The organism is Aeromonas sp. QDB17 (assembly GCF_027705305.1).
GTDB classification, from domain to species: Bacteria; Pseudomonadota; Gammaproteobacteria; order Enterobacterales; family Aeromonadaceae; genus Aeromonas; species Aeromonas caviae.
In genome coordinates this window covers 1-25,853 of record NZ_JAPDBP010000022.1, presented here as the reverse complement: position 1 = coordinate 25,853, position 25,853 = coordinate 1, and the positions used below count along the sequence as shown (strand labels likewise).

25 protein-coding genes are annotated in these 25,853 nt (G+C 61.3%); 13 read left to right on the top strand and 12 right to left on the bottom strand.

The annotated features are described in order from the left end of the window. Positions 1–6: 6 nt before the first annotated feature. Entirely contained in the window at positions 7–345 is a 339-nt protein-coding gene (glnK, locus tag OKC41_RS16950) for a P-II family nitrogen regulator (RefSeq protein WP_010675904.1), read from the bottom strand. A 386-nt stretch (positions 346–731) separates the two neighbouring features. Here glnK and OKC41_RS16945 point away from each other — a divergent pair, with 386 nt between their 5' ends. Both OKC41_RS16945 and OKC41_RS16940 read left to right on the top strand, forming a co-directional pair. Further along, positions 732–1,733 (top strand): sensor domain-containing diguanylate cyclase, encoded by a 1,002-nt coding sequence (locus tag OKC41_RS16945; RefSeq protein ID WP_048209682.1) that lies wholly within the window; start codon positions 732–734, stop codon positions 1,731–1,733. Between the two features lie 130 nt (positions 1,734–1,863). Next, positions 1,864–2,277, top strand: coding sequence for a hypothetical protein (locus OKC41_RS16940; protein ID WP_010675902.1), 414 nt, complete (start codon positions 1,864–1,866; stop codon positions 2,275–2,277). A 62-nt stretch (positions 2,278–2,339) separates the two neighbouring features. On the opposite strand, the gene OKC41_RS16935 is transcribed toward OKC41_RS16940, so the two are convergent. Continuing rightward, on the bottom strand, positions 2,340–4,334 hold the full coding sequence (locus OKC41_RS16935) for a methyl-accepting chemotaxis protein (RefSeq protein WP_270672194.1): 1,995 nt from the start codon (positions 4,332–4,334) through the stop codon (positions 2,340–2,342). Positions 4,335–4,624: 290 nt separating this feature from the next. Beyond that, a complete protein-coding gene (locus OKC41_RS16930) occupies positions 4,625–4,981 on the bottom strand; it encodes a hypothetical protein (RefSeq protein WP_201895221.1) in 357 nt (118 codons plus the stop codon). 199 nt (positions 4,982–5,180) lie between these two features. Here OKC41_RS16930 and OKC41_RS16925 point away from each other — a divergent pair, with 199 nt between their 5' ends. Together OKC41_RS16925 and OKC41_RS16920 are read left to right on the top strand one after the other, a co-directional pair. Then, on the top strand, positions 5,181–5,903 hold the full coding sequence (locus OKC41_RS16925; RefSeq protein ID WP_010675899.1) for a response regulator: 723 nt from the start codon (positions 5,181–5,183) through the stop codon (positions 5,901–5,903). 7 nt (positions 5,904–5,910) lie between these two features. After that, on the top strand, positions 5,911–7,296 hold the full coding sequence (locus OKC41_RS16920; RefSeq protein ID WP_010675898.1) for an ATP-binding protein: 1,386 nt from the start codon (positions 5,911–5,913) through the stop codon (positions 7,294–7,296). Between the two features lie 177 nt (positions 7,297–7,473). Here the strand turns inward: OKC41_RS16920 and OKC41_RS16915 are convergent, their stop codons facing one another. Both OKC41_RS16915 and yjbD read right to left on the bottom strand, forming a co-directional pair. Beyond that, on the bottom strand, positions 7,474–7,683 hold the full coding sequence (locus tag OKC41_RS16915) for a cold shock domain-containing protein (RefSeq protein WP_010675897.1): 210 nt from the start codon (positions 7,681–7,683) through the stop codon (positions 7,474–7,476). 392 nt (positions 7,684–8,075) lie between these two features. Next, a complete protein-coding gene (yjbD, locus tag OKC41_RS16910; protein ID WP_042879473.1) occupies positions 8,076–8,360 on the bottom strand; it encodes a DUF3811 domain-containing protein in 285 nt (94 codons plus the stop codon). Positions 8,361–8,657: 297 nt separating this feature from the next. Here yjbD and OKC41_RS16905 point away from each other — a divergent pair, with 297 nt between their 5' ends. Continuing rightward, on the top strand, positions 8,658–8,780 hold the full coding sequence (locus OKC41_RS16905; RefSeq protein ID WP_010675895.1) for a hypothetical protein: 123 nt from the start codon (positions 8,658–8,660) through the stop codon (positions 8,778–8,780). Between the two features lie 46 nt (positions 8,781–8,826). On the opposite strand, the gene OKC41_RS16900 is transcribed toward OKC41_RS16905, so the two are convergent. Both OKC41_RS16900 and OKC41_RS16895 read right to left on the bottom strand, forming a co-directional pair. Continuing rightward, entirely contained in the window at positions 8,827–9,597 is a 771-nt protein-coding gene (locus OKC41_RS16900; RefSeq protein WP_201895220.1) for an ABC transporter substrate-binding protein, read from the bottom strand. Between the two features lie 161 nt (positions 9,598–9,758). Beyond that, on the bottom strand, positions 9,759–10,328 hold the full coding sequence (locus OKC41_RS16895; protein WP_010674212.1) for a single-stranded DNA-binding protein: 570 nt from the start codon (positions 10,326–10,328) through the stop codon (positions 9,759–9,761). Between the two features lie 518 nt (positions 10,329–10,846). Between OKC41_RS16895 and OKC41_RS16890 the strand changes: the two genes are divergently transcribed. Both OKC41_RS16890 and uvrA read left to right on the top strand, forming a co-directional pair. After that, positions 10,847–11,485, top strand: coding sequence for a LuxR C-terminal-related transcriptional regulator (locus OKC41_RS16890; protein ID WP_010674213.1), 639 nt, complete (start codon positions 10,847–10,849; stop codon positions 11,483–11,485). Positions 11,486–11,577: 92 nt separating this feature from the next. Further along, positions 11,578–14,406 (top strand): excinuclease ABC subunit UvrA, encoded by a 2,829-nt coding sequence (gene uvrA, locus OKC41_RS16885; protein ID WP_201895219.1) that lies wholly within the window; start codon positions 11,578–11,580, stop codon positions 14,404–14,406. 115 nt (positions 14,407–14,521) lie between these two features. On the opposite strand, the gene OKC41_RS16880 is transcribed toward uvrA, so the two are convergent. Further along, positions 14,522–14,647 carry a hypothetical protein gene (locus OKC41_RS16880; RefSeq protein WP_010674215.1) on the bottom strand — a complete coding sequence of 42 codons (126 nt, stop codon included), beginning with the start codon at positions 14,645–14,647 and terminating at the stop codon, positions 14,522–14,524. A gap of 325 nt (positions 14,648–14,972) precedes the next feature. Here OKC41_RS16880 and OKC41_RS16875 point away from each other — a divergent pair, with 325 nt between their 5' ends. The 3 genes from OKC41_RS16875 to OKC41_RS16865 all read left to right on the top strand — a co-directional run bounded on the left by OKC41_RS16875 (position 14,973) and on the right by OKC41_RS16865 (position 19,232). Then, complete coding sequence (locus tag OKC41_RS16875; RefSeq protein ID WP_010674216.1) at positions 14,973–15,584, top strand: OmpW family outer membrane protein; 612 nt, start codon at positions 14,973–14,975, stop codon at positions 15,582–15,584. A gap of 196 nt (positions 15,585–15,780) precedes the next feature. After that, on the top strand, positions 15,781–17,760 hold the full coding sequence (locus OKC41_RS16870; RefSeq protein WP_201895218.1) for a methyl-accepting chemotaxis protein: 1,980 nt from the start codon (positions 15,781–15,783) through the stop codon (positions 17,758–17,760). 8 nt (positions 17,761–17,768) lie between these two features. After that, entirely contained in the window at positions 17,769–19,232 is a 1,464-nt protein-coding gene (locus tag OKC41_RS16865) for an extracellular solute-binding protein (protein ID WP_052815869.1), read from the top strand. A 60-nt stretch (positions 19,233–19,292) separates the two neighbouring features. Here the strand turns inward: OKC41_RS16865 and OKC41_RS16860 are convergent, their stop codons facing one another. Then, entirely contained in the window at positions 19,293–20,084 is a 792-nt protein-coding gene (locus tag OKC41_RS16860; RefSeq protein WP_270672193.1) for a GNAT family N-acetyltransferase, read from the bottom strand. 327 nt (positions 20,085–20,411) lie between these two features. On the opposite strand from OKC41_RS16860, the gene metF reads away from it, so the two are divergent. Then, positions 20,412–21,308 (top strand): methylenetetrahydrofolate reductase, encoded by an 897-nt coding sequence (metF, locus tag OKC41_RS16855; protein ID WP_010674220.1) that lies wholly within the window; start codon positions 20,412–20,414, stop codon positions 21,306–21,308. A 63-nt stretch (positions 21,309–21,371) separates the two neighbouring features. On the opposite strand, the gene OKC41_RS16850 is transcribed toward metF, so the two are convergent. Both OKC41_RS16850 and OKC41_RS16845 read right to left on the bottom strand, forming a co-directional pair. After that, positions 21,372–22,436, bottom strand: coding sequence for a DUF3103 family protein (locus tag OKC41_RS16850; RefSeq protein ID WP_104452174.1), 1,065 nt, complete (start codon positions 22,434–22,436; stop codon positions 21,372–21,374). A gap of 147 nt (positions 22,437–22,583) precedes the next feature. Then, entirely contained in the window at positions 22,584–23,735 is a 1,152-nt protein-coding gene (locus OKC41_RS16845; RefSeq protein WP_010674222.1) for a benzoate/H(+) symporter BenE family transporter, read from the bottom strand. A gap of 113 nt (positions 23,736–23,848) precedes the next feature. On the opposite strand from OKC41_RS16845, the gene OKC41_RS16840 reads away from it, so the two are divergent. Beyond that, positions 23,849–24,421 carry a helix-turn-helix domain-containing protein gene (locus tag OKC41_RS16840; protein ID WP_010674223.1) on the top strand — a complete coding sequence of 191 codons (573 nt, stop codon included), beginning with the start codon at positions 23,849–23,851 and terminating at the stop codon, positions 24,419–24,421. Here the strand turns inward: OKC41_RS16840 and OKC41_RS16835 are convergent, their stop codons facing one another. Further along, positions 24,422–25,618, bottom strand: a complete 1,197-nt coding sequence (locus tag OKC41_RS16835) for an NnrS family protein (protein ID WP_010674224.1) — start codon at positions 25,616–25,618, stop codon at positions 24,422–24,424. Between the two features lie 53 nt (positions 25,619–25,671). On the opposite strand from OKC41_RS16835, the gene OKC41_RS16830 reads away from it, so the two are divergent. After that, positions 25,672–25,853: hypothetical protein (locus OKC41_RS16830; RefSeq protein ID WP_270672192.1), on the top strand; the 182-nt coding region annotated here is incomplete at its 3' end.

The following is a 25,853-nucleotide window of genomic DNA, read 5'->3' as shown; positions in this document are numbered from 1 at the left end:
GTCGTATCAAAGGGCGTCTGCGTCGGTCTCGCCGGTGCGGATGCGCACGGCGGCCTGCAGGTCATAAACGAAGATCTTGCCGTCACCTATCTTGCCGGTGTGGGCGGCCTTGCTGATGGCTTCGATGATCTGCTCGACGTTGTCGGCCAGGGTGGCGATCTCCAGCTTTACCTTGGGCAGGAAATCCACCTGGTATTCGGCACCCCGGTACAGCTCGGTGTGCCCCTTCTGGCGGCCAAACCCCTTGACCTCGGAAACCGTCAGCCCCTCGACGCCGAGGTTGGCGATGGCTTCGCGCACGTCGTCGAGTTTGAACGGCTTGATGATGGCGGTGATTAATTTCATGCAATATCCCCAATCCTTGTGGTTCACCCAGATAAAGGCAAATATTGCGCCAGAAAAGTATTTTTCTTTTTATTCATGCACTTACTTATTAATCGCAGCCCTGGTCAGCGAGGCTTGCCCAATATGGGCAGGGCTGCGCCAAAGGTGTGCACCGCCGTGGTGCAATCTGGCCGGCAGAAGAACGGAAGGGAGCGTGACGGCGCGCAAGACTCGAAAGTGTGCGGGCTGCTACTGTTGTTCAACAAGAGAGCAACCTGGCCGATAACCCGTCATGACGGGGTGTCGAGGCCAGTCGCCCCCTTGAAGGCTCGACCGGCAGGCCCGGTTCTCCCGCCAGGTCAACAAGCGGATCCGTGGCGCCGAGTAGCAGAACAAGGAAGGTTTTCATGCTGCATGACAATGAGATGACAAGGCAACCGGCCCTCGACGAGGCCGTGATGAGCGGCATGCTGGAGGTCGTGAGCGACGGTCTCTGGGACTGGAATGCCAACACCGGCTATGTCCATCGCTATCCCGGCTGGTATCAGATGCTGGGGTATGAGCCCCACTCCCTCGACAACACCGTCTTCACCTGGGAGAACCTGATCCACCCGGACGATCTGGCGCAGGTCATGGAGAGCTTCGATGCCTGCCTGAGCGGGCGGGCGGCAGACTACCGGGCCGAGTACCGCTGCCGTTGCCGTAACGGTGACTACCTCTGGGTGGCGGATTGCGGCCGCATCGTCGCACGCAACCCGGACGGCAGTGTCGCCAGGATGGTGGGGGCACACCGCAACATCCACGCCCAGCGGGAACTCTACGCCAGGCTGGAGCTGCAAAACCGCACCCTGGAGCAGCAGGTGGCGCAGCGTACCGCCGAACTGGAGCGGCTCAACCAGGCATTGCAGTTCCAGGTGGAGGAGAACCGCCGCCTGGCGGAGACGGACTCCCTGACCGGCGCGGCCAGCCGCTATCGGCTGGAGCAGGCGGTGCGGCTGGAGCATGAGCGCGCCAAGCGCTTCAAGGAGCCCTTTGCCGTGATCGCCATGGACGTGGACGACTTCAAGCAGATCAACGATCGCCATGGCCACGGGGTGGGGGACCAGACCCTGATCGATATCGTGCAGCTGACCCGGGGCTGCATCCGCGAGATCGATCTGCTGGCCCGCTGGGGGGGTGACGAGTTCATGCTGGTGCTTCCCAATACCCGGTTGCCCGACGCCCGGGTGGTGGCCGAGAAGCTGAGGCAGCGCCTGAGTCATGCCAGGGTCAAGGGGATCGAGCCCGTGACCTTGAGTTTCGGGTTGGTGGAGTCCGACCCCGACGAGCAGGTGTCCCACCTGATGGCACGGGTCGACAGGGCGCTCTACCGGGCCAAGCTGGCGGGCAAGGACCAGCTCAGCGGCTGACAAGGGCACTGGTCGGAGCCGCTACGGGGCTTTTCCCCCCCGAATACGGCTTGACCAAGGGATTTTCTTGACTCCAATTCATCCCGCTGGTTTCATGCGCGCTCTTTTCATTCTTGCGAGATGTATCTTCATGAAAAAGTCCTTGCTGATTGCCCTGACCGCCCTGCCTCTGGTTGCCCACGCCGGCCTGATGGATTCCCTGACCGACACCGTGACCAGCAGCGTCACCAGCACCGCCAAAGAGATGGCTGGCAACGCCATGGACACCGCTTCCAACGAAGCAATCAAGAAGGCTCTGGACATCAAGGAAGGCGGCTCCAACAAGCAGGCCATCAAGGACAAGCTGGGCGCCCCGGCCAGCACCAAGACCGACGCCGGTCTGGAAGTGTGGACCTATGACCTGGACGCTCTGAACAAGGCCTCCCCGCTGCTGGCCGAGACCACCAAGTCCCTGCTGAAAGACTCCGAAGTGGCCCAGAAGAACGTGGTCATCAAGTTCGAAGGCGAGACCGTGAAGACCCTGAACCTGGCCAACAAGGCCTGAGTCCTGGCAAGGTGAATGAAAAAGGGGCCCGCGGGCCCCTTTTTGCTGCCTGGTGTTCAGGCTCACACCTTGAAGCGGTGTACCAGGGCCAGCAACTGGCGGTTGGACCCCAGCAGGGTGGCGGCGCTCTGCTCCGTGTTGCCGCCGTTCTCCACCAGGAGGTTCAGCATGTCGCGAATGCTCACCATGTTGCGGTTGATCTCCTCGGTCACCCGGCTCTGCTCCTCGGCAGCGGTGGCGATCTGGCTGCTGAGATCGTGGATCTGCACCACGGCGTCGGCCATGGTGTCGAGGCCGCCGGTGACCTGCCCCGTGGTGTCGGCCGCCGCCTGGCAACTGCGCTTGGTCTGCTCCATGGCGACCACGGCCTCGGCGACCCCCTGGGTGAGCCGTGACAACATGCTGCCCACTTCGGCGGTGCTGTTCTGGGTGCGTGCCGCGAGGGCACGCACCTCGTCGGCCACCACCGCGAAGCCCCGGCCCTGTTCACCGGCCCGGGCCGCCTCGATGGCGGCGTTGAGCGCCAGCAGGTTGGTTTGGGCGGCGATGCCGCCGATCACCCCGAGCACGCTGCCGATCTGCTGGGCATCTTCCTGCATCTCCAGCACCTTGGCGGCGGCGAGATCCACCTCGTCGATGAGGGCCACCACGCTGGCGGAGGCCGACCCCACCACCTTGCGGGAGCTGGCCGCCTGACCGTTGGCGGCCTCGGTGAAGCTGGCGGAGTCGTTGGCGTGGCGGGCAACGCTGTCGGCGGTGGAGCTGAGTTCGTTGAGGGCGGTGACGACCTGATCGGTTTCGCTGGCGTGTTCTCCCAGGATCCGCCTGGCCTGCCCGGTCTGCTGATCGAGCTGGGCCAGCTCGCGGGTGATGAGGTCGGTGGCGGCGGTCACCTGCACCATCATCTGTTGCAGGAAGGCGATGAAGCGGTTGACCGACAGGGCGATGTTGTCCAGCTCGTCATGCCCTTTGACCTGGATGCGGGCGGTCAGATCGGCGTCGCCGGCGCTGAGGGCGTCGATGTTGAGCTTGAGGGTCTGCAGGCGGCTGCCAAGCTGGCTGATGGCCAGCACCATGAGCACGAACAGCAGCCCCGCCAGGGGGAGCTGGATGCTCGCCAAGGTGGCGAGCACATCCCGGCAGTCCTGGGTCAGGGTGCGGGTCGGCAGGGCGGCGGCCAGCAACCAGGGGGTCCCTTCGATGGCCTCCATCAGCAGGGTCTGTTCCTCACCCTGATCCTGGAAGGTGGTACGCAGCTGCCCCTTGCTCGCATCCTGGCCCAGCAGGCCGCTGATGGCGAGGGCGAAGGGATAGTCAGCGTGGGCGGAGAGGTTGCCAAGCACCACATCCCCGGTCAGACGGGCGTTGCGGCTCAGGATCTTGCCGTCAGCCTCGATGATCATCACCTGACCGCCGATCTCCTGCTCTTTCTTGGCCACCAGGTCGTTGAAGAAGCCCAGGGTGACGTCTATGGTCGACACCCCGTAGAGGGTGCCATCCTGGTAGATCCCCATGGCGCAGTTGGTTCTCGGCTGCTGGCTCGCGCCATCCTTGTAGGCGGCGGCCCAGGCACAGACGCCACGGGGCGCCTGCTGACCGGCCTTGTGCCAGGGCTGATCGAAATAGTTGGGCGCCTCTGCCGAGTTCCAGTAGGTGTTGGGAATGAGGGCGTTGGACGCATCCCTGTGGAAGAAGGTGCTGAACTTGGCGCGCCCCGCCTCCCGCTTGTCCGGCAGGGGCCAGATGCCGCCACCGAAGACCATGCTGTTGCCGTACTGGTCGATGAGGGCCGGGAGCTGGGCATCTATCTGCTCGCTCGGCAGTTGTGCCACCAGTTGGGTAATGCTGCGCGACTGGGTCTGCACCCCGTTGAGCTGGTCACGGATATCGGTCGCTATCTCGCCGACTCGCAGCGCCACGTTCTCCTCCCCCGCTTTTTGCAGGGCGGGGGTGATCCAGATCTGGATGCCGATCACCGTCAGGGCGCACACCAGCGCCATGAAGCCCAGAAAAACGGCGGTATAGCGCCCCTTGATTGTGCCCAGATTCCATCCCATAACGACTCCTGTCCACTGTGCCCGGGATCGTGCCCGCGTCTGTTGTGTGAGGGACCATTATGATTTATTTCGAAAGTGAAACGTTTGTTATCGCTCACATAACATGATGCGGCCAGGCAGGAAAAGGTGAAAAAACTGGGGGGTGGAGACAAAAAAGGGTGGCTTGCGCCACCCTGTCGTTTTCGCCGGTGTCGGGGCAGGGCCCCGCCGGATCACGGGTCTGCTTCGGCAAACCGCTTCATTACGTCGACTTACTGGTCTGCTTCGGCAAACGGCTTCATCACGTCGATTTACTGGTTTGCTTCTGCGAACTGCTTCATCACCTCGGCGTGCTTGATCATGCCGTCTGCACGCAGACCAAGGTTCTTCACGAACTCCGCCTTCTTGGCCGGATCTTCAATCTTGTCGTAGCGCTGTTGCAGATGGGCCTGGATCTGTTCCGGGGTCATGTTCTTCATGCGGGCCATCTTGTCGTGGCGGCCGCCATGATGCTTGCCGCCCATCATGTCGGTACCGTCCATGGGGCAACCGGTCGCCGTGGCCTGGGTCGGTTGCGCGGTGGAGACCGCCTCGCTGGCGGCATAGGCGCCCAGCGGCAGGCCGAGGATCAGGGTGGCGGTCAGCAGGGTCTTGGTCAGCTTTTTCATGGGTAACTCCTGTCGGATGTGTACGGGTAGAGGCTCTTTCGCCTTGGTATCCAGTAAACACCGTGGAAGTGTCTGAAATTTGCCAGTAGAGGCCTATTTTGTAGCAGAGTGTGGCACAGGGGCGTGCTGGCACACTTTGACACAACCCGCCCGGTTGATTTTCGTATAATCGCCCCAGCCCGATAACGGAGAGATGATGATGAACCAAGGCAGCCCTCATATTCTGGTGGTCGATGACCACAGCGAGATCCGCGATCTGCTCAAGCGCTTTCTGGAGCAGCATGGCATGCGCGTCAGTTGCGCCCGCGATGGCAAGGAGATGAAGCGGCTGCTGGATGAGCGGGAGTTCGACCTGCTGGTGCTGGATCTGATGATGCCGGGGGAGGATGGCCTCACCCTGTGCCGCGAGCTCAGGGTCAAATCCCGTCTGCCGATCATCATGCTGACCGCCATGGGGGAGGAGACGGACCGCATCATCGGCCTGGAGATGGGGGCGGACGACTACCTCTCCAAGCCGTTCAACCCGCGGGAGCTGCTGGCCCGCATCAAGGCGGTGATGCGCCGTACCCAGGCGGAGAGCCTGCCAGTGCCGGAGACCCTGACCCGGGATCTGCGCTTCGATCGCTGGCTGCTCGACGTCAATCGCCGGGAGCTGGTGGACGAGGAGGGGGTGGGGATGAGCCTCTCCACCGCCGAGTTCGATCTGCTCAAGGTGTTTCTGGAGCGGCCCCAGCGGGTGCTGAGCCGGGATCAGTTGCTGGATCTGGCCCGTGGCCGGGAGGCGGTGGCTTTCGATCGCGCCATCGATACCCTGGTGAGCCGGCTGCGGCGCAAGCTGGAGCGGGATCCCAAGAATCCCGAGCTCATCAAGACCATCTGGGGTGGCGGTTACCTGTTCGCCGCCGACGTGACCCAGGAGTGAGGCCGACATGATCAAGCGCGTCTTCGCCAGGCTGCTGCCCAAGGGGTTGACCGGCCAGATAGTGCTGGTGGCCCTGGCGGGGCTGGTGCTGATCCAGCTGCTCAGTATCCAGATCTACCGCTCGGACAGGGAGGAGGCCCTCGGTTACGTCAACAGCCGCAACGCCATGCAACGCATCATCTCCGTGGTGCGCCTGCTCTCCCTCTCTCCTCCTTCCCTCTATCACGAGATCCTCAAGGCAAGCCGCAGCGAGACCCTGCTGCTGCGTCTGGCCGACGAGCCGTTGCAGCCGGACAACCGCAGCCCCCGCTTCGAGAAGCTGGTGCGGGCCAAGCTCGGCTATCCATCCTCCCTGGCGGTGGAGATCAGCGCCGAGCTGAAGCAGGACATACAGCGCAGCCGGGCCTGGCAGCACCACAACCGCATGATGAAGGATCGCAACGGCATGCCGCCGCCCCAGGACATGCGGCTCTACGGCTCCATCGAACTGCCCAACGGCGGCTGGCTCCAGTTCAGCTCCCTGGTGGACAAGGAGACGGCGAGCTGGTCCTGGCAGACCACCCTCAACCTGCTGCTGGTGGCGAGCCTGGTGATCGGCCTGATGATCTGGCTGTTCCGCCGGGCGACCCGTCCCCTCAAGCAACTGGCCGCCAACGCCGACAGGCTGGGGCGTGGTGAGGACATCGAACCCCTGCGCGAGGAGGGGCCCACCGAGATCCGCGAGTCCATCCAGGCCTTCAACCGGATGCACACCCGGCTAGATCGCTTCGTGCAGGACAGAACCCGGATGCTGGCCGCCATCTCCCACGACCTGCGCACCCCCATCACCAGCCTGCGGCTGCGCAGCGAGTTTCTGGCGGACGGGGAAGACAAGGAGCGCTTCCAGCAGACCCTGCAGCAGATGGAGCAGATGCTGGCGGCGACCCTGAGCTTTGCCCGGGAGGAGGGGCAGCAGGAGGCGACCCGGGAGCTGGATCTGGTCAGCCTGCTGGAGAGCCTGTGTGACGACTATGCCGACATGGGCCAGCCCGTCACCTGCCTGGCCGAGGGCAAGCAGGTTTACGCCTGCCGCGCCAACACCCTGCGCCGGGTGCTGCAAAACCTCATCGGCAACGCCATCAAGTACGCAGGGGGGGCCGAGGTCTCGCTGGTGCGCGGTGACGGCGAGTTGCTGATCCTGGTTCGCGATCAGGGGCCGGGGATTGCGGAGAGCCAGCTGGAGGAGGTGTTCAAGCCCTTCGTGCGCCTGGATGAAGCCCGCAACACCGAGTCTGGCAGCGTGGGACTGGGGCTCGCCATCGCCCGCACCCTGGTGCACCAGCACGGCGGTGAGCTCAGCCTCCACAATCGCCAGGAGGGGGGGCTGGAGGCGCGGATCAGCCTGCCCCTGTAAGGAACCTGACCAGGAAATGGGGCACCACCAGGGTGCCCTTTTTGCTGCACGTGGCGAGAGGGAAGCAGGGCAACAGGTCGGCCACCCGGAAACGGGCAACAAAAAACCCGCCGAAGCGGGTTTTTTCAATTCTTGCTGAGGCCCTTGCCCAAAGAGGGGAAGGTGCTCCGGCTTGAATTACTGCGGAACGACGTTCGCAGCAGCCGGGCCTTTCTGGCCTTGCTCGATGGTGAACTCAACGCGCTGACCTTCTTCCAGGGTTTTGAAACCGTTGGACTGGATGGCGGAGAAGTGAACGAACACGTCTTTGCTGCCGTCAGCCGGGGAGATGAAACCGAAGCCTTTCTCGGCGTTGAAGAATTTTACGGTACCAGTCATTTTGGACATGATAATTTCCTTGAGTAGTGATTAGTGAAACGCCACCGGAGCGGCAATCCATGATTTTTCGTCAGAAATACGTATGGGGAGCACTAAAGAAGGAGAATTATCTGGCAAGAATTATCGGGGATAACTGCCTGCACAAATCACTGCTTTAAGATGACTGCCTAACATAATCAGGTCTGAACTACCGAACCATCGAAAACGATTAGAACACGCACACCCTGTCATGGCAATCTTTATCTTGGTATTCGTTTCAGTCAGTGATGGCTGGATAGGCGTTTTATCCGGGTGTGCATCAGCTGCCAGGCGCCTTCTGCTGCCCTTTTCAGGGGGATGACATGACGCTCTGCCAGCCCCCTTTTTTGCAGCAGCGTCATCTGCGAGCATTCATGCTGCCGTTACCGTCTGCCACGGTATTTGTTGCTGACGGAATCGGACCAGTTGAAGGTGTCGGGCAGCACTTGGGCGCTGGCTCGCTCCTTGGCTTTTTCCCGCGCCAGTGCGGAAGCCGCCTTGGCGGCCTGGGCGCGATCGGCGGCGATCTTCTGGCGTCCTGCCTCGCGGATTTTGTTGCGCTCCCCGTTGGTCAGGGTGTGATCGGCATTGGCCTGGGCTTTTTGCACCAGCAGGGCAATCTCGGCTTTCTCGGCCTCGGTCAGATCCTTCATTTCCAGCTTCTTCATGACGCGCTCCTGCGATCGTTGAATGTCCACCCTAACACACATCCATCGGGGACAGGCTGACCATCCGTCCCCGGATGCCAAAAGTGTCGCCCGGTCGTCATTTCCGGGGGGGAGCACGCGACGGGAACGCCTGGCTGACAGGCGCTGCCGGGAGGCTGGATCCCGGCGGAAGATTGGGAGTATGCTGAGGCCAGTGCGATCCCCGATCGTCACTGTTGGCGTACTGAAATCCACGATTCGGCTGACATGCTGGAACACCCGTTCCAACTGTCCAGGTAACCTTTTTGGAGTCTGATGATGAGCAACAAAGAACAGCATCACGGCAAAGATGCCAAGAAAAAACCGCAGATGTCACTGAAAGAGAAACGCGAAGCCAAACGTCAGAAAGCAGAGCTGAAAAACGGCAGCGCGATGAAGTAACGCTCCATCCACTGCGGCTCCCCGGAGCCGGTATCAAGCCAGTCCATCATGGGCTGGCTTTTTTGTCTCCGGCAGTAGAGGTGGTGCCATAGGCGGCAAAGATCCGCTCATAGCGCCCGTCCGCCTTCATCTTGGCGAGCTGTCTGTCGAACCATTGCCGGTGGCCCGCCTCGCGAAAGGCGAAGTGGTAGTGAGTCGGGGGGAAGAGGTTGTGCTGTCTGACCTTGTCCTTGGGATAGCGGTCGCCCTCCTGGTCATCCCCGAGCAACTGCGCCAGATAGTAGTAGAACACCCGCTGTTCCAGGATCACGGCATCGGTGCGCCCGAGCAGCAGCCGCTGTACCTGTCCCTCCTGCCTCGCCACCTCTTCATAACGGGGATTCTGGTCGACGATGTCGGAGAAGGTCGTTCCCAGAATCTGCCGTGCACGCTGGAAGGCACTGACTCGCAGGGTCTGCAAATCCTTCATGGTGTGGACTGCCGTCGGCGCCAGGGTAAAGACCCGGTTGTGGAAGGTGATCACCGGCTGTGAGAGGTAGGCGCTTTCCAGCATGCCGGGTTTGACGTTGATGATGGCGTCCAGCTTGCCTTCCTCCAGCATCCTGAAGGTGCGCTCCAGGGGAAGATAGACGACCTGCAGCTCATGGGGGCTGCCTGCGAAGGCCTCTCGCATGAGATCGAGTTCAATGCCCCTGTCTTCGTGGCTGATGACATAGGGAGGAATGGCAAAGCTGACTCCCACCCGCAGCGGCTCCGCGGCAAGGTGGCTGCCGAACATCAGCAGGGCGAGGCACAGCAGACGACTCAAGTAGTTCATGCAGGTTCCCGAAGGGAGAAATCGTCTCGATGATAGCCACAAGCCTGGACGAAGGGGACGTAAAGCGCGGGAAAGTGGCAGTAACATGGTCGTCGGAGGAGGTGAATGCGTCAGAAACAGGTAAAAAAAGGCCCTGATGAATCAGGGCCTGCCGCAGGGGATCAGAACGGAATATCGTCGTCGAAATCCATCGGCGGTTCGTTGTAGACCGGCGGGGCGGATTGCGGCTGCTGGGCCGGACGGCCGTAACCGCCTTGCGGTTGCATGTTCTGCTGCGGGGCAGCAGGACGTTGCATGTTCTGTTGCGGTGCAGCCTGTTGCGGCTGGCCCCAGTTGCCCTGGGATGACTGGCCGCCCATGCCCTGGCCACCCCCCTGCGGACGGCCACCCAGCATCTGCATCACACCGGTGAAGCTGTCGACCAGCACCTCGGTGGTGTAGCGCTCCTGGCCGCTCTGATCCTGCCATTTGCGGGTCTGGAGCTTGCCTTCCACATAGACCTGGGAGCCCTTCTTCAGGTACTCGCCGGCCACTTCGGCCAGCTTGCCCATGAAGACGACACGGTGCCATTCGGTGCGCTCTTTCTGCTCACCGGTCTGCTTGTCGCGCCAGGTATCGGAGGTGGCCAGGGTGATGTTAGTCACGGCACCGCCGCTCGGCATGTAGCGCACTTCCGGGTCTTGCCCCAGGTTACCGATCAGAATGACTTTGTTGATGCCTCGACTGGCCATAATCTCTCTTCCACCCTTATGTATACCGGCCAGGCCAGATGCCTGGGCCCATTCAATAATGCGTTTGTTTGCAACGAGATGCGCGCCCTGGCTGGGTGTCATCTCTCTATCAGCGTCCTGGCTGCGCCTGAGCTTGCCGGCAGAGGCGTCATGGTTCGGCCGCAGCGTTTGGCCGCCATAGTACCAGTTGGCGGGCATGAGCGCACATCTTCCCTGCCACTGTGACGTCAATGGATCGCCACAGCCTGAGTAACTTACCCGAGGTAAGGTGTCACCAGCAAGGGGAGGAGGCTGGGGCAGGCTGCGTGAAGAGGGCGGAGCTGTTATGGTGCGCACCGGCACTACTTGACCCCCCAAATGGGGGGGGCGTGCTAGCCAATTGTATTGGCTGGAAAATTGCTGGGCTTCAAAGGAGCCACCGATGCGTCTAATACTTTTTTAATGCTGCAGCCAGGAGGGGGATTGGTACTCTTCCTTGCCAAAAAGCCCCGACTCGAATGTGCAAGGAAGTTCTCTTGATGACGCCCGACTCCCTCCTGGTGCTGATCACCGAAAATAACGCACAAGCCTCCCGTTTCCAGCGTCACCTCAGTGAAGAGCTTGGTCTGCCCATCTTGCTGGTAGGGGAGCTGAATGACCTGCCAGACGTTGCAGAGGGCGCCCCCAAAACCTTGCTGCTGATCGATCTGGACTACCTCAAGTCGACCCAGCAGGAGCTGTGGAGCAATGCCATCTGCCAGCGCTTTGGCGAGGCCAGTGCCGTGTTGCTCAATGCCCCGACCAGCACCAACAAAGAGCTGCTGCTGATGTGGCCCCATACCAGCGGGCTCTTCTTTCGTCAGGACACGCTGGACAGGTTGGTCTTCGGCATCCGCAAGGTGTTGCAGGGGGAGTACTGGATCCCGCGCCACCTGCTGTGCGACCTGGTGGACTACTACCGCAAGGGTAGCGGGCAACCTCAGCGTCAGCAGACGCTGCTGACCGCCCGCGAGCAGGAGATCGTGCGTCACCTGATGACGGGGGCCTCCAACACCGAGATCGCCGACAGCCTGTTCGTGAGCGAACACACCGTCAAATCCCATCTCTACAACGTCTTCAAGAAGCTGAACGTCAAGAACCGGTTGCAGGCGGTGAGCTGGGCCAAGGAGTATCTCTGAGGAAGGGGCACGGAAGGAAAGACTGTCTATTCATCCAGTAGTCTCTATGCCATACTGGCCCGCTCTGGTTCCCGTATCGAGCGCGCAACAAGATGGAAAAAATCGTGATCCGGGGTGCCCGCACCCACAACCTCAAGAACATCAACCTGATCCTGCCACGTGACAAGCTGATCGTGGTCACCGGCTTGTCCGGTTCGGGCAAATCCTCCCTGGCGTTCGATACCCTCTATGCCGAGGGGCAGCGCCGCTATGTGGAGTCCCTCTCCGCCTATGCCCGCCAGTTCCTCTCCCTGATGGAGAAGCCGGACGTGGATCACATCGAGGGGCTGTCGCCTGCCATCTCCATCGAGCAGAAGTCCACCTCCCACAACCCGCGCTCGACCGTCGGCACCATCACCGAGATTTACGACTACCTGCGGCTGCTGTTCGCCCGGGTCGGGGAGCCACGCTGCCCGACCCACGCCATTCCGCTCGCGGCCCAGACCATCAGCCAGATGGTGGATCAGGTGCTGGCCCAGCCCGAAGGCGCCAAGCTGATGCTGCTGGCCCCCGTGGTGCGCAACCGCAAGGGGGAGCACACCAAGCTGCTGGAGAACCTGGCGGCCCAGGGTTACATCCGCGCCCGCATCGACGGCGAGGTGTGCGATCTGTCGGATCCTCCCGCCCTGGAGCTGCACAAAAAGCACACCATCGAGGTGGTGGTGGATCGCTTCAAGGTGCGCGATGACCTGGCCCTGCGCCTGGCCGAATCGTTCGAAACGGCGCTGACTCTCTCCGGCGGCATCGTGCTGGTGGTGCCGATGGACGGGGAGGATGGGGTTGCCCCCATGACCTTCTCCGCCAACTTCGCCTGCCCCGAGTGCGGTTACTCCATGTCGGAGCTGGAGCCCCGGATCTTCTCCTTCAACAACCCGGCGGGGGCCTGCCCCACCTGTGACGGTCTCGGGGTGCAGCAGTATTTCGATCCCGCCAAGCTCATCCATGATCCAGGCCAGAGCCTGGCCGGCGGCGCCATCCGTGGTTGGGACAAGCGCAGCTTCTACTACTTCCAGATGCTCAAATCCCTGGCCGATCACTACAAGTTCGACCTGGAGACCCCCTGGGAGGATCTGCCGCTCAAGACCCAGGAGGTGATCCTGCGCGGCTCCGGGCGCACCGAGATCGAGTTCCGCTACATGAATGACCGCGGCGACGTGGTGGTGCGCAAGCACCCGTTCGAGGGGATCCTGCACAACATGGAGCGCCGCTATCGGGAGACCGAATCCAACGCGGTGCGGGAAGAGCTGGCCAAATACATCGCCAACAAGTCCTGTACCAGTTGCGGTGGCAGCCGACTGCGGGAAGAAGCCCGCCACGTCTTCGTGGACAATCGCAACCTGCCCGCCATCGCTGAGCAGTCCATCGGCGATGCCCTGGCCTTCTTCGAAGGGTTGAACCTGTCCGGTCAGCGTGCCCAGATAGCGGACAAGATCCTCAAGGAGATCGTCGAGCGGCTCGGCTTCCTGGTGAACGTCGGCCTCAACTATCTGAGCCTGTCGCGCAGCGCCGAGACCCTCTCCGGTGGCGAGGCGCAGCGGATCCGGCTGGCCAGCCAGATCGGGGCTGGCCTGGTGGGGGTCATGTACGTGCTGGACGAGCCTTCCATCGGCCTGCACCAGCGGGACAACGAACGCCTGCTCAAGACCCTGACCCACCTGCGCGATCTCGGCAACACCGTGATCGTGGTGGAGCACGACGAGGACGCCATTCGCCTAGCCGACCACGTGCTCGACATCGGCCCGGGGGCTGGCGTGCACGGCGGGGCCATCGTTGCCCAGGGGACGCCGGAGGAGATCATCGCGAACCCCGAATCCCTGACCGGTGATTACCTCTCCGGCCGCAAGCAGATCGCCATCCCGGTCGAGCGCACCTCGCTCACTGGCAAGTGGCTGAAATTGAAAGGGGCGAGCGGCAACAATCTGCGCAACGTCAACCTGGATCTGCCCATCGGCGTGATGACCTGCGTCACCGGCGTCTCCGGTTCCGGCAAGTCGACCCTGATCAACGACACCCTGTTCCGCATCGCCCACCGCGAGCTGAACAAGGCCACCGAGTCCACCCCGGCTCCCTATCGCAGCGTCGAGGGGCTGGAGCATCTGGACAAGGTGGTGGATATCGACCAGAGCCCCATCGGCCGCACCCCGCGCTCCAACCCGGCCACCTACACCGGCCTGTTCACCCCGATCCGCGAGCTGCTCTCCGGCACCCAGGAGGCGCGTTCCCGTGGCTACCAGCCGGGCCGCTTCTCCTTCAACGTGAAGGGGGGACGCTGCGAGGCGTGCCAGGGGGACGGGGTCATCAAGGTGGAGATGCACTTCCTGCCGGACGTCTACGTGCCGTGCGACGTCTGCAAGGGCAAGCGCTACAACCGCGAGACCCTGGAGGTGAAGTACAAGGGCAAGAACATCCACGAAATCCTCGAGATGACGGTGGAAGATGCCCGTGCCTTCTTCGATCCGGTGCCGGCGGTGGCGCGCAAGCTGCAGACCCTGATGGACGTGGGCCTCTCCTACATCCGGCTCGGTCAGTCCGCCACCACGCTCTCTGGCGGCGAGGCGCAGCGGGTCAAGCTGGCGCGGGAGCTCTCCAAGCGGGACACCGGCCAGACCCTCTATATTCTGGATGAGCCGACCACCGGGTTGCACTTCCACGATATCCAGCAGTTGCTCAAGGTACTGCACCAACTGCGGGATCGGGGCAACACCATCGTCATCATCGAGCACAACCTGGACGTCATCAAAACCGCGGACTGGATCGTTGATCTGGGCCCGGAAGGGGGCGCTGGTGGTGGCCGTATTCTGGTGACGGGTACGCCTGAGGAGATGAGCCGTTGCAAGGAGTCCCACACGGCGCGCTTCCTCGCTCCTCTACTGGAGAAATAAGCGTCACTCGAGAAAAAGGGGCCAGGGCCCCTTTTTTGTTGGCCGGTGGCGAGGTGCGCCGATCTGGCGCCCGGCCAGGGATGAGAGGGAGAAAAGAGGGACTCGTCCGGCAGACTCAGTGTGTCAGCATCAGGAAGGCGAGGGCGAACAGGAAACCCAGCAGAATGAAGAGGAAGGAACCTATCCCCCAGATGGCGGCAAGAATGCCGAGAATTTTGTCTTTGCGTGTCTGTGGTTTCATAAAATTCAAATTACAGCGTGGTTACATCGCATTAATAAAATACGCCCCGGGGCATAATTAAACAACAATTGAAAGGTGATATGAAGGTGTTTAAGGTGTATTTAATTGGTATTTTACATTTCATGATGATGCAGTAATTTAAGGCATCATCATGTATTTGAATGACTTTTTATTTTCATCTGCGGTTTGATTGTCCAATCAAAGCTGCCGTGTACATCTATCTATTTCTTGATAACCATTGAGCTAAATCAATAACCGGCCATTCACATCCTTTTATAGTTTTCGGGCTTGCAACATAGAAAGAAAACAAAAAAGGAATAATGTGATGAAAAAGATCCTTCCTCTGTTAATCGCAGCCGCATTTGCTTCCCCCGTCGCCATGGCACATCAGGCCGGTGACATCCTGGTCCGTGGTGGCCTGGCGTTCGTCTCTCCCCAGACCAGCAGTGACAACGTGCTGGGGACGGGCGAGCTGGAGATCGACAGCAACATGCAGCTTGGCCTGACCCTCTCCTACATGTTGACGGACAACTGGGGTGTCGAGCTGCTGGCCGCGACCCCCTTCTCCCACTCGGTGTCGACTGCCGGCCTGGGTGAGGTCGCCAAGGTCAAACACCTCCCGCCGACCCTGATGGCGCAGTACTACTTCGGTGATGCCAACAGCAAGGTGCGCCCCTATGTGGGTGCCGGTATCAACTACACCACCTTCTTCGACGAGGAAGGGCGCGGTGCCCTGGCCGGGACGGATGTGAGCGTGGACTCCTCCTGGGGGATGGCGGGTCAGGTGGGCCTGGACATGGCGATCAATGACCGCTGGTTCGTCAACGCCTCTGCCTGGCTCATCGACATCGATACCGATGTGCATACCGCCGTGGGCACCATCAACACCTCCATCGATCCGGTGGCCTTCATGTTCGGCGTCGGTTACCGCTTCTGATGACAAACGTGGCCGGTGCACGGCCATGACAACAAGCATGTCTCTTTGGCCCGGCTCTGTTCGGGCCCTTTTCTGCCTGCCATGTCACGCCAACTGTGATCTGGCCCGCCATCGCGTCACGAACCGCTATTCCATTGCATCCCGCTGCCGATAACCTCGGCATTCACCCCTTTCCCCAACGAGTGAGGATGCCTCCATGGGTTTATCTATTGTGCAGCGGATCATCGCCGGCTTCGTGCTGATGCTGTTGTTGCTGGTTCTGCTCGGCTTCATCAGTATCTTGAAGATCCGGGGGATCAACGAGGGGCTCTCCCAGGTTTCTGATCGTGCCACCCCCCTGGTGATCGCGGTCGCCGGGCTCAAGGGCGCACTGCAGGACAGCAACCGCTGGGTGCTCACCTACAGAACCAGCGAGGAGGCGGCCCAGTTGCCGCAACTGGCCAGCCAGTTCAAGGCGCAGCAGGAGCGTTTCCTGGCCCAGAGCAAGGAGATGGCCCGGTTTGACGGGGTGGCCGAGGCGAGCGAGCGGTTCCGCCAGGTCGACGGGGCGACCCGCGAGTTCTACGGGTTGGCGGATCAGGTGCTGACCCAGCACGGCCAGTGGGTGGCCGCACTCGATCGGCGCCATGAACTGGAGCTGGCGTTCATCCGGCTGGAAGATACCTACCAGTGGGCCGCCGACCTGTTGTTGCAGCAGACCGCGAGCAAACGCTCCATGCGCAACAAGGCCGAACTCATCACCTCCGGCATTGCCCGGGATCTGAAAAACATCCGCCGGGCCGATGCCAAGACCGATCTCAATGAATTGGAGAAGGTGCTCGGCAAGGATATCGAGATGGCACGCAAACGGCTCGAACGGGTGCAGGTGCCCGATGACGTGAGGCTGCGTTTCATCGTCAACCTCGATCGGATGCAGGAGCTGGCCCTCGGCCCGAAAGGGTTGCTGGCGACCATGCGCAATGGCCAGCAACTGGCGGCCTCGCTGCAGTCCCTGAACCAGCAACTCGACACCAGTCTGGTCAACAGCCTGGCGCTGCTGGACGAGATGGCCAAATCGGCGGGCAGGATTGCCAGCGCGAGCCGGGTCGGGGCGGATGACGCCGTCAGCAGCGCCAGCGCCTGGATCCTGATCGTGTCTGCCATCTCCGCGGCCGCCGCGCTCCTCATCGGTTACACCACGGCCCGCAGCATCCAGCGTCCGCTGCAACTCATCGATCGGGAGCTGGATCGCATGGCCACGGGTGACATGACCCGGCGCATCGACTACCAGAGCCGCTGCGAGTTCGGCAGCCTGACCCGCTCCATCAATACCCTGGCAGACAAGACTGGCGAGCTGCTCGCCCAGATCAATGCCGGCTCGCGCCATCTGGTGGACGAGGCGAGCCGCGCCGCCGAGATAAGCGAGCGGGCCATGTCACGGGTGCAGGATCAGAAGAGCCAGACCGATCAGGTGGCTGCCGCCATCACCGAGCTGGAGGTGAGTGCGACCGAGGTGGCGCGTTCCACCGACGGCACCAAGCGCGAGGTGGACCTGGCGGATGAAGAGGCCCGCGCCGGACGCAAACAGGTGGCGACTACGCGCCAGATCACCGAACAACTGGCGGGTGCCATGGAAGAGGCGGTCGGCATCACCCACAAGCTGGGGGAATTCAGCGACAACATCGGCAGCATCCTCGACGTGATCCGCAGCATCGCCGAGCAGACCAACCTGCTGGCGCTGAACGCGGCCATCGAGGCGGCCCGGGCGGGGGACGCCGGTCGCGGCTTCGCGGTGGTGGCGGACGAGGTGCGGGCACTGGCGAACCGGACCCAGACCTCGACCGAGGAGATCCAGGCCATGATCGAGAACCTGCAAAGTTCCAGCAAGCACGTGGTGGCCGTGATGGCACGCAGCCAGGAGCAGACCCAGGATTGCGTGGCCCAGACCCGGGTGATGGACGAAGCACTGCAATCCATTGCCGAGCGGATGAGCGCCATCAAGGCGATGGCGGATCAGGTGGCTCATGCCGCCCAGGAACAGATCTCCGTGAGTCAGGGGGTTGCCCGTCATGTCGCCGGCATTGCGGATGTGGCTTACGAGACCGAGCGGGAGGCGCGGGAATCGGCCAGCAGCAGTGAGGTGCTGGCGGATCTGGTCGCCAAGCAGCAGCAATTGATCGCCCATTTCAAGGTGTAGGAGGACTTATGGCTAACAAATGGATCGGGGCCCTGAGTCTCCTGTTGTGTGGCCAGCTGATGGCCAGCGAGCTGGTGATAGAGAGCTGGCGCATAGATGACAAGGCCTTGTGGGAACAGAAGATCATTCCTGCATTCGAGGCCGCCCACCCGGGTATTCAGGTGAAATTCAACGGGGTGCAGAACGTCGAGTACATGCCGACCCTCTGGGCCAGCCTCAAGGCGGGCAAGGCGGGGGATCTCATCACCTGCCGCCCGTTTGACGATTCCCTGGCCCTGTTCAAGGCGGGCCATCTGGTGGAGCTGAGCGAGATGGCGGGGATGGAGAACTTCCCGAGCTTTGCCCAATCCCCCTGGCAGACCGACAGTGGCGCCCAGACTTTCTGCGTACCCATGGCATCGGTGATTCACGGCTTCTTCTACAACAAGAAGATATTCAGTGAGCTGGGGCTGACGGTACCCCAGACCCGCGAGGCATTCTTCGCGGCCCTGGACAAGGTGAAGGCGGATGGTCGCTATGTTCCCCTCGCCGTGAGCGGCTCGGAGAGCTGGGTTGCCTCCGAGCTCGGTTTCCAGAACATAGGCCCCAACTACTGGAAGGGGGAGGATGGTCGATTGGCGCTGATCGGGGGCCAGGAGCGCTTCAACAACCCGCAATACGTCAAGGTGTTCGAGGAGCTGGCGCGCTGGCGTGACTACCTGGGGGAGGGGGGCGAGAGCCGCGACTACGCCACCACCAACGAGCTGTTCACCTCGGGCAAGGCTGCCTTCTATGCGGCGGGATCCTGGGAGATTGCCCCCTTCACCGGCAAGGTGGACTTCGGTGTCATGCGCCCGCCCGTGGCAAAGCAGGGGGATGGCTGTTTCTTCACCGATCACACCGATATCGGTATGGGGATGAATCCGGCCAGCAAGAACAAGGAGGCCGCCATGACCTTCCTGCAGTGGCTGACCACTCCCCAGTTTGCCGAGCTCTATACCAACTCGCTGCCCGGCTTCTTCTCGCTCTCCAACCACTTCTTTGAAGCCACCAATCCGGCGGCCAGAGAGATGATGGAGTGGCGGGATCAGTGCGATTCCACCATCCGGGTTGCCACCCAGATCCTCTCCCGCGGCACTCCCAAGCTCGGGGATGAACTGGCCGAGGTGAGCCAGCAGGTATTGCTGGGAACCGTGGCACCCAAGGCGGCGGCCGATCGCCTGGAACAGGGGTTGAAAGGGTGGTATGCCCCCCATCAGGGCAACCAGGGCAAGGGACAGGAGTGTCAGTGTGAGGCGAGCGTGCCTGCCGTCCCTGTGTCGGGTGCCATCGGGACCGAGCCTGCTGCACCTGTGGTGCCGGATGGACAAGCGCCCTCCGGAGCAAGCGCGACCCAGCCTCCGTCAGCACCGGTGTCCGGAGCCGTCGCTCCAGCGCCTCCTGCCGAAGTGGAGGAGGCGCTCGCCAGCGAACTGGAGGGGGCACAGCCCTGATGGTTCACCATGAAGAACGGGAGGCCTTGGCCTCCCGTTTTGCATCTGCGTGATGACTTGTCATTCCCGTGGCAAGCGGCACAGGCTGCCGATACGGGCCACCGGCACGAAACCCAGAGTGCGATAGACCCGCTGGGCGTGATAGTGCTCGTCTGCCACTATGATGAGCGAACTGGCCCGTGCCAGTCCCTGGCGTGCGACCTGGCTCAGCAACAGACGACAGAGCCCCCGGTTTCGCCACTCTGCGTGCGTGCGCACCAGTTGAAAGCGTCCCAGGGTGCCGGTGAAGAAGAGTCCGCAGCTGGCAACCAGTTGATTCTGGTGCCATAACCCCCACCACTGTCCGAGCCCGTCATCGATCATGGCCTGATAGAGCTGGCGGCGTGACAAGAGATAGGGAAGATAGCGCTCCTCCGAATGGGCGGGATCCCGCTCTGCCAGCTCGAAGGCGAGCCACTGATCCCAGTCTGCCGCGGTGAACGGGCGAGCCGGGGCCAGGTCGCTGCCGGTGGGGGCTTGCCACTCCATTGCACCCAGCGCCAGTACCACGCACTCCATGTATTGGTATCCCGCCGCCACGAACCCGGCGACCCGGCTGTTCTGGCCTGCGGCGAGAGGCCACTGGAAGGTGCGGTGGCGGATACGGGGGTCCCAGCCAATCAGCCTGTCGAAACTGGCCTCGAGCCAGCCCTTGTCACGATCGCTTGGGGGGGTGGGCAGCAGCAGGTAGTTGCCGAAGTAGTAGTCTGGAGAGCTCGGGGTGCGCACGGTCCAGAACGCATCATGATCCGTCACCTCGCCCTGATAGCGATCGAACAGCAGATCGGTGGCAAAACCGGGGTGATCTTCCATGATGGGGCTCCTGCAAACGCTTGAATTGCTTATCGGCAGGCGGGGAAAGAAGTTAAAAAAAGGCCGGGAAACCCGGCCAAACAATCACACGCAGATTCAGAACGTCCAGGACGATCCGCCCGCATCATAGCGTGCCTGACAGCATTTTGGGATGGGGTCGCTCATTACTTAGGTTGAATTGCAAAATAAAAAAATCGGCAATCCCCCTTGTCGCTGACAAATCGGTATTGACTTTGATCCGTTTTCTCATAAAGATAGAAAGACGTTTAGACGTCCAAACATCCGTTTTGGCGTGAAGGAATGGGTTGCAGGACAGGGAGAGAGCAGATGGGATTTCACAGCGCGCGTCAGGTTGAGGCACTCAACCAGAGTTTGGCGGATCTGGGTGGCGACATATCGGTCAGTTTCGAGTTTTTCCCGCCCAACAGCGAAGGGATGGAGAACACCCTCTGGCAGTCCATCGAGCGCCTGCAGGTGCTGGAGCCCAAATTCGTCTCTGTGACCTATGGCGCCAACTCGGGCACCCGGGACCGCACTCACAAGGTGATCAAGGACATCAAGGAGCGTACCGGCCTCATCGCCGCCCCACACCTGACCTGTATCGACGCCAGCCGTGACGAGCTGCGAACCATTGCCCGTGACTACTGGAACAGCGGTATTCGCCATATCGTGGCCCTGCGCGGCGACTTGCCTCCCGGTCTCGACAAGCCTGACATGTATGCCACCGACCTGGTCGCCCTGCTCAAATCCGAAGCCGATTTCGATATCTCGGTCGCCGCCTATCCGGAAGGCCACCCCGAGGCTCGCAGTGCGCAATCCGACTTGCTGAACCTCAAGCGCAAGATAGATGCCGGTGCCAACCGGGCCATTACCCAGTTCTTCTTCGATGTGGAGACCTATCTGCGTTTTCGGGATCGCTGCGCCGCCATCGGTATCGATGCGGAGATCGTGCCGGGGATACTGCCGGTCTCCAACTACCAGACCCTGGCCAAGTTTGCCGGTTTCACCAACGTGAAGATCCCGCGCTGGATGCACCAGCGTTTCGAAGGGCTGGAAAACGATCAGATGACGCGCAACATGGTGGGAGCCAGCATTGCCATCGACCAAGTGCGTGTGCTGAGTCAGGAAGGGGTGAAGGATTTCCACTTCTATACCCTGAACCGCTCAGAGCTGACCTACGCCATCTGTCACACACTGGGTGTGAGGCCGAAAGGTCAGGCCTGATCCGCGGCTCTGATACAGAAAAGCCAATGAGTCTTCTCATTGGCTTTTTGTTTTGGGCGACAGTCAGGGCCGGGTTGGCTGGATCTCCCTGGGCTCGAGATCGATGACTGCATTGCCGGCAGCACCGGGATACTGGTGATAGCTCTGATCCTGCTCCAGGGTATAGAAGGTGTCGAGGTAGTCGTCGTTGTTGGTCATCCAGGAGTCCGGGAGTGCCTTGACAATACGACCGCCAAGGTCGAGGAAGGGCAGGGCCTCGGGTACGCCACCCGCAGTGAAGCCGAGTTTGAGTGCGTCAATCAGGAGGGCGCTCAGCTCCTTGTAATTGACGTTGTCATCCTGCTCCATCATGACCACGTCGACGGCTCCCCAGCGGTAGCGATCCCAATAGACCAGGATCTGGTTGGGGGTGTAGTCGGTGTTGTCGTAGTCGAGATAGGGCATGTCGACGATATCCACCACGGGCTCGTCCCTGCCAGGATTGACCCCGGCCACGACGGCATAGACCTCGGCGGCGCCCAGCAGCCAGGGCTCCTGATCATCGTTGAGCCTGATCTTCTTGAGAATGCTGGTCTTGAGGGGTGTGGTGTTGCTGGTGGCACGGGGCGTCACCTGCATGTCGGCGGCAGCCAGCGCCTTTCGCATCACCTTCAGGCCGGCATTCTTGGCTTTGACCGGATCGGCCTCCACCACCAGTACCGGCCGCGCCGGCGGCTGGTTCACATCGAGATAGATCGGGCTGCCGGCGCTGTCGAACGCCTCGATGGCGCTCCAGCTCTTTTCGTCACCACTTGGTATGTAGGCAACCAGTGGCTCAACCCCTTGTTGCAGTGCATCCGCCTGATCCGGATTGGCCAGCCGCAGTTGCATCAGTTCCCTGACCTCGCCATCCAGCCCTTGCCGACTGATGGCCGCCTGGTTGGCATCCCGAGCCTGGCGCTTCAGGCGCGGGCTGGCCTTTTGCAGCAGGTTGGGCAGTGGACTCTGGTATTCCTGATTGTTCAGGAGCGGCAGCAGGTTCTTCTGCTGCAGCGCGAGCTGGCGTGCCAGCTCCCGATCGGTGTCGGCAGCCTGGGTCGTGGTGGCGCCCAGCAGTGCCAGTAACAAAATGACAGCCTGATTCCTCATCTTCGTTCTCCAGTATTGAGTCTGACAACGGCGCTTGTCGGGAAGGATCTGCGCCGTTTTGTCACTAGAAAGGAATAAGGTTCATATGTGAACGCTCTTCTCAGGATTATGTGCTGCGTCTCACTGGAGTCTCCCCAGATGGTCAGGTCAGGCGCGGAGCCGATTGACTTGATGCAATGTCACTCCGATCAGCAATCCCCAGCAGGCAGACCCGACCCCGAGCAGGGTGATCCCCGAGGCAGTCACAAGGAAAGTCAGTAGCGCGGCTTCCCGCTCCTCGTCCTGCTGCAAGGCGCTGTGCAAGCTGCTGCCTATGGTACCGAGCAGCGCCAGCCCGGCCACGCAGGTGACCAGCACCGCAGGGAATGCGCTGAACAGGGCAACCACGGTGGCACCGAAACAGCCTGTGAGCAGGTAGAAACATCCAGCCCACACGGCAGCAGGCCAGCGTCGAGTGACATCGTGATCCACTTCCTTGCCCATGCAGATGGCGGCAGTGATGGCGGCCAGGTTGAAGGCATAGCCGCCAAACGGTGCCAGCAGCACGCCGATGAATCCGGTCCAGCCAATCAGGGAAGAAGTGGCCGGTTGATAGCCGTGGGCGCGCAGGATGGCAATGCCCGGCATGTTTTGCGAGGTCATGGTAACGAGAAAGAGCGGGAGTGCGATGCCGAGCAGGGCGTCGATGGAAAAGGCTGGCGAGATCCAGACCGGGGTGGAAAGTTGCCAGTGAACCTCGTTGAGTTGCAGCTCGCCCCTCAGGGTGCAGAGCAGCATGCCGGCAGCCAGGACCAGCACCATGGTGTAGCGGGGCCAGAGGTGGCGACCCAGCAAGAAAGCCAGTAGCAAGGTGCCAAGCAGCAGAGGATCTTGCGGTGCCACCTTGAAGAGATCCAGCCCGAACCTGAGCAAGACTCCGGCCAGCATGGCGGCCGCCAGGGGGGCGGGAATGTGACGCATCAGCCTGTCGAACCAGCCGCTGATACCGCAGAGGGTGATCAGCAGTGAAGAGATGATGAAGGCGCCGATGGCTTCAGCCAGACTGAAGTTCCCCAGGCTGGTGATGAGCAGGGCGGCACCCGGGGTAGACCAGGCCGTCAAGACAGGCACCCGGTAATAGAGGGAGAGGCCGATGCAGCTGACCCCCATGCCGATACCCAGTGTCCATAGCCAGGAAGAGACCTGGGCTGTATCGGCACCGGCGGCCGTGGCGGCCTGGATGATCAAGACGACAGAACTCGTGTAACCCACCAATACGGCGATGAGTCCCGCGACCATGTGGGGGAGGGCTAGGGGCATGGGAAACTTCCTTGTGGATGCTGGTAGCTTGTGCGCTATTGCGTACAATGTGGTTTCGACTATAACGCTGTGCGTTATGGCGCACAATATGGCTCGAAGAAATCGGAGAACAGATGCAGGAGATGAGTCGCTATCTGGCCCAGCGATTGAAAGGGCTGCGCACTGAAAGAGGATGGAGCCTGGATATGGCCGCCCGTGAAACGGGGGTGAGCAAGGCCATGCTGGGACAGATCGAGCGAGGTGAATCCAGTCCGACGGTGGCAACATTGTGGAAGATTGCCACCGGTTTTCGGGTCTCTTTCTCCAGTTTCATTGAGCCGACACCAGCGGCACAGGGAGAGACGGTATACCGTATTGCCGATGATATTCGACAGCAGCCGGCGGGAGAGGGGATGCAGGTTGCCCCGCTTTTCCCCTATGAGGCCCGCTTTGGTTTCGAGTTGTTCGAACTGACCCTGCTACCTGGCTACCAGCGGGAATCAGAACCCCATGAACCCGGAGTGACCGAACATGTCATCGTCATCAGCGGTGTGATGGAGGTACTGGTTGACGGAGCGTGGCGTTCCCTCGATCAGGGGGAGGCCGTCCGGTTTGCAGCGGACCGTACCCATGGCTATCGCAATCTTGGGGTCGCTCCCGCCATCTTCCACAATCTGATCCACTATCCGGCCATGGCCACGCGATGATTAGCCGGGGCGGCCATCCGCCCTGGGACTGGTCAGTATGGGGGTATAAACCCAGATGAACAGACCGTAGGCGGCAACCCAGCTCCATCCGCTGAGGTTCCATCCAGTGAGGGTGAGGTCTGGCCAAAAGAGGGGGAGCAAGACCCGCAACAGCGCGGACAGGATCACCAGTGCAAATGCTGCCGTGATCCTGCGTCCTATCTGCAGGGCTCTGCCACTGTGTCCGAGGGATACACGGGCTATCATCGCGAGGATCATGGCCCCCATGCTGCCCGCGCTGAACAGATGGCTGGCCAGTGACAAGGCAATCGGCCAGCCAGCCGTGCGTGTCGCCAGGGCGGTCAGCCCCAGTGGGATAAAGAGGTAGGCCAGGTGAAGCGACCACAGCAGGGGGTGGGCCACCGTGGTTCCGGGTCGCCAGCGCAGCTGCCTGTAGAGGTGAGCCCCTGCCGCCACTATATATAGAGGGAACATCTGGATGCCGGTGACCCACTGTGTCGGGAGCACCAACCAGAGCAGCAGGATGAGCCACAGAGACGCGAGGGCAATGCGCTCCAGCCACGGCAGTGGGAGTGCTTTTTCCGCCCCAGTGGCTCTGGCGGTAAAGAAGGGAATGACACGTCCTCCCATGACGGCAATCAGGGTCGTGAAGAGGAGCACGGTTGCAAGCAGGATATGTTCCACCAATGGCCATTCGGCATGCCACCGCCAGCAAGCGGTATTGAGCAGGGTCAACACGAGAAGCAGGGGAACAAAAAAGAGATTGCGCCACTGGCGCGTTACTATGATGGGTCTGGCGAGAAACCACGTACAGAGGGGCAACCAGGCCAGGTCCATGACCATCAGAGTGACATTGCTTTCTCCAAACCAGGGGAGCAGGCCTCTCGGGGTGGCCCACAATCCCACGACCAGTGCCAGCGGCCAACCGCGTACACCAGGGTGAGCGGTCCAGTTCTGGACGGCGGTAAGCAGAAAACCCGCCACTATGGCGGCACCAAAGCCGAACAGCATTTCATGTGCATGCCACCAGATGGGGTTGGCAATCCCGGGCAGAGCGAACCAACCGTTGAGCTGCCCCAGCCAGCCCAGCATCGCCAAAGCCGAGAACAAGGCGCCGAACAGGAAGAAAGGCCGAAACCCGAGGCGGAACAGAGGAACGATTCTCTCCTCTTTGCGGCTATCCAGGATCTGGTGCATGAATGAAACCTTAATTGGACATTTGAAAAGTCAATTATAAAGTGGCTTTTCAAATGTTCAATTTAAATCCAATGACAGCCCGAAATGGTGGTGATGCGAACGAAATAAAACCGCTTTGCTGTATATCTGAGCGAACGGTTCTTTTCGGTGAAAAAGCCCTTGTCATCACGGCGCGGCTCCCTATAATGCGCCCCTACCAGCACGGCGGACTACGCCAACCTGATAAGTTCGCTTC